The sequence below is a fragment of the Oleiagrimonas sp. genome, from assembly GCF_027858935.1.
Taxonomy (GTDB): domain Bacteria; phylum Pseudomonadota; class Gammaproteobacteria; order Xanthomonadales; family Rhodanobacteraceae; genus Oleiagrimonas.
The window spans coordinates 1-3,815 of sequence record NZ_JAQIBU010000195.1 but is presented as its reverse complement, the minus strand read 5'-3'; the positions used below and the strand labels follow the sequence as shown (position 1 = coordinate 3,815).

Genomic DNA, 3,815 nt, shown 5'->3' with positions numbered 1-3,815 from the left:
CGCGGCGACTGTCCAGATGAACGCGTTTGAAGGCGCGTCGCCAAGGAGTATTCCATGAGCAAGACCATTGCCGTGATCAAAGGGGACGGAATCGGACCCGAGATCATGACCGCCACGCTACGCGTACTCGACGCGCTCGACTGCGGGTTGACCTATGACTTCGTCGATGCCGGCATGGTTGCGCTGGAAAAGCACGGCGAGTTGCTGCCGACGGCCACGCTTGACACCATCGCCAAGCACAGCATCGCGCTGAAGGGCCCGTTGACCACGCCGGTGGGCGGCGGTTTTTCGTCGATCAACGTACAGTTGCGCCGGCATTTCGACCTGTATGCCAACGTTCGTCCGGCGATCAGTTTTCCTGGAACCAGGTCGCGCTTCGACGACATCGACATCATCACGGTGCGCGAAAACACCGAGGGCGCCTACCTGGCCGAGGGCCAGACGCTCTCCGAGGATGGCCAGACCGCCACCTCGATCATCCGCAACACCCGGCGCGGTTCGACGCGCATCGTCCGATATGCCTTCGAAATGGCCCGCCGCAAGGGACGCAAGAAGGTCACCGCGGTGCACAAGGCCAACATCATGAAGACCAGTTCGGGCCTGTTCCTGAACGTGGCGCGCGAAATCGCCAAGGAATACCCGGACATCGAGTTCAACGAGCTGATTGTCGACAACACCTGCATGCAATTGGTGATGAACCCGCATCAGTTCGACGTGATCGTCACCACCAACCTGTTCGGCGACATCATTTCCGACCTGTGCGCCGGACTGGTCGGCGGCCTGGGCCTGGCGCCGGGCTCCAACATCGGCGCCGAGGCGGCCATCTTCGAGGCCGTGCACGGTTCGGCCCCGGATATCGCCGGCAAGGGGCTGGCCAATCCCTGTGCGCTTTTGCTGGCGGCGGCCGAGATGCTGGATCACATCGATATGGTGGAAAAGGGCACCCGCATCCGCACCGCCATCCGCGAGACCCTGACCGCCGGCGACCGCACCACGCCTGACCTGGGCGGCAAGGGCAGCACGGAAACCTTTGCCGATGCGCTGGTCGAGCACGTGAAGGGCTGAGGCACCCGTCCATTCTCGTCCATGGAGGCCGCGGCTCCCGCCGCGGCCTTTTCCATGTCCGGATGGCCCGACAGCGCCCGGCGTGCTGGTGTCGTGCCCGTTGCGGGTCCCTGTCGTCACGCCTGGCAGACCTGCGGCATGATGATGATGGGGGCCCGGGCCCACATGCCGAGGAACTTCCATGCTCATCAACAGCACCCGACTTCGCGAGCTGCGCGCCGCTCGCCATTGGTCACAGGAGCAATTGGCCCGGCTGAGTGGCCTGAACCTGCGGACCATCCAGCGTCTCGAATCCGGGGCACGGATATCGACGGAGTCCCTGCGGGCACTGGCCGCGGTGTTCGAGGTGCCGGCCGAGAGCCTGCTGGCGGGCGCCACGGCTCCCAGCCAGCTCGCCCTCCAGGCCATGCGCGAGGGCGTGCTGCGCGGCCTGGAATTCACCGGCACCACGCCGCGCGCGGATTTCTGGTGGTTCGCGCTCGCCATGGCCATGCTGCTGGCCATTGCCGAGCTGTTCGCCGGGGGCCTCGGTACGCTCCCCCTGCAGGTCGCCTCCCTGTTCGTGCTGCTGCCCTGGATCGCGGCGTGCACGCGACGGCTGCGCGACGCCGGCCTGAGCCCCTGGTGGCAGCTCATCAGTCTGGCGCCGGTGGCCGGCATCCTGGTGCTGCTGTACCTGCTCACCTACCCGACCCAGGCACAGGAGCCGGTCGATACGCCCACGGCCTGAGCACGCCCCAGCCTCGCCATCCCGGCTGGGCGGCCGTCACCAAGCAAGGCAGGTCGGTACGGTTCGAACATCCCAGGTCAACGGGTGAATAGTATGAATGAACGTCCGCTATCGGCGGCGGACGTTGGGTCGGGAAGGACTGCGTGCGACGGTAAGCCTCAGTCGCGCATCAATCCGGGTACTCGCCGCTACGATCCGCGGACTCGGGTGCCGGAACAATGCAAAGATCCAGGCGCGACAACTTGTTGTCTTGTACCCTGGCCAGCACCAGGCCCACCAGAAGGCTCTTGTTGTACTGCGCAAGGGCGACACAGGGCTGTCTCTCCCCGTATGCCGACACCATGCCCATCTCGGCAAATATCCTGGTATCCGCTTGCGCAATCGATTGAAGTCTCGGCTTGATGTACTCGAGAAATGCCTGCTTCGATTCAATCATCTCGTATACGTAGTGGGACTCGTAGGTGAAATCGTCTGCAAGCATGCCCTCGAAGCTGCCTACAGACAGGGTGTTCATCATTCGCGCGTATGCACGTAGCGCGTCAGTTCTGGTCAAGTCCAAAAGCCGGTTCTCTCTGGTGCCCAATGCGTGAATCAAGCGGCGCGCGCAGCGCGTCCGCCTGGATGAGTGGCTGGATCCACTGTACCGGAATCCACGCCTATCGTACGTCGGGTTTGGGTCCAGGCTGTGTGAAAACGCTTTTGCGCATCAGGTGGATCAGTTTCGCGGCGCAGGACGCCGATATCGCATTCTCCGTGGATCAGTGCGGGCGTCGCGATGTTTGCCATCGGATCTGCGATTCGATCAGAAGGTTGGCGCAAAGGGCTCGCTGCAGTGGCCGGAAGCGAAGCGCGAAGCCACTCACGCGGCAATCGCCTCCATCAATGGTGCGATCCCCATGATTCGCATTACCCGTTTCAGGTTGTACGCGAGCACTGTAGGCTCATCTCGGTACTGACATGCTCAAGCGTGCGTGTCAGGAAGTGCATGTAGCCCATCCATGACTTCAACGTGCCAAAGGGATGCTCCACCGTACACCGGCGCGTGCGCATCTTGCCCGCGTCACGATCGAGCCGTTGCTGCATTGCGTCCAGAACGTCTACGTGGACCCAACGCCTGACGCGGCGATTCGGCCCCGACGTGCATTGCGCCTTGAGCGCGCAACCCTTGCAGACTGAACTCCAGTAGCAATCCATCTCCAGTCCGGCCTCGATGGAGCGGAAGCGCCAAGTCAAGGACTGCCCGGCCGGGCAACGGTATTCGTTGACGTCCGGCAGGTAAACAAAGTCCCGTTTGTCGAACAGCCCTTTGGCATGGTTGTTGGACGTTTGGGGCTTCGGGACGTACGGGGTGATGCCGGACGTTTCGCAGGCCACAATCTCCGGACTGCTGAAGTAGCCGCGATCCGCAACCACTTCCAGATGCTCAACCTGCATGATGTCCTTGGCACGTGTCGCCATCACGGCAAGCTGATTGCGATCATGGCCAACGTTGGTGACCTGGTGATCGACGATCAGGTGATGCTTGGCATCCACGGCTGTCTGCACGTTGTAGCCCACCATGCCGGTACCCTTGCCGCTGGTCGCCATGGAACGCGCATCGGGATCGGTGAGTGAGATCTGGTGGTCGGGCGCAGCCTCGACCTCCTTCGCCAAGGTTTGCATGCGCTGCATCTCCGAGTGCAGCTTGGCGATCTTGTCCTTGAGGTGGCGCGTATGCGCTTCGTTGACTTCGGCATCGCCGCGGCGGTCAGCGGTGTCCAGCTCGGACAGGTACCGCGCAACACTCTCCTCGATTTGCTCAATGCGCCGCTGTACCTTGGCCCGGGTGTAGTTCTTGTCGCGGGTGTTCACCGCCTTGAACTTGCTGCCGTCGATCGCGACCAGCGCCTGCGCGAACAGACCCAGCCGACGGCACAGCAGCACGAACTCGCGGCAGACCTTGCGGATCGCCGCACCGTTGTCGCGGCGAAAGTCGGCAATCGTCTTGAAATCCGGCACCAGTTGACCCGTCAGCCACATC

The 3,815-nt window shown here is 62.9% G+C and carries 3 protein-coding genes and 1 pseudogene; 2 read left to right on the top strand and 2 right to left on the bottom strand.

Translation table 11 applies throughout. The features are described from left to right. The first annotated feature begins 54 nt into the window (after positions 1-54). Positions 55-1,065, top strand: coding sequence for an isocitrate dehydrogenase (locus PF446_RS07235; RefSeq protein WP_298070643.1), 1,011 nt, complete (start codon positions 55-57; stop codon positions 1,063-1,065). A 181-nt stretch (positions 1,066-1,246) separates the two neighbouring features. Then, complete coding sequence (locus PF446_RS07230) at positions 1,247-1,795, top strand: DUF805 domain-containing protein (protein WP_298070641.1); 549 nt, start codon at positions 1,247-1,249, stop codon at positions 1,793-1,795. A gap of 169 nt (positions 1,796-1,964) precedes the next feature. On the opposite strand, the gene PF446_RS07225 is transcribed toward PF446_RS07230, so the two are convergent. Both PF446_RS07225 and PF446_RS07220 read right to left on the bottom strand, forming a co-directional pair. After that, complete coding sequence (locus PF446_RS07225) at positions 1,965-2,312, bottom strand: hypothetical protein (RefSeq protein ID WP_298070639.1); 348 nt, start codon at positions 2,310-2,312, stop codon at positions 1,965-1,967. 342 nt (positions 2,313-2,654) lie between these two features. Continuing rightward, a pseudogene (locus PF446_RS07220) lies at positions 2,655-3,815 on the bottom strand (IS1182 family transposase); the annotation flags it as partial.

Coding starts and splice junctions, on each gene's coding strand:
- PF446_RS07235 (WP_298070643.1), top strand. CDS start 55: ATGAGCAAGACCATTGCCGTGATCAAAGGGGACGGAATCGGACCCGAG.
- PF446_RS07230 (WP_298070641.1), top strand. CDS start 1,247: ATGCTCATCAACAGCACCCGACTTCGCGAGCTGCGCGCCGCTCGCCAT.
- PF446_RS07225 (WP_298070639.1), bottom strand. CDS start 2,312: ATGATGAACACCCTGTCTGTAGGCAGCTTCGAGGGCATGCTTGCAGAC.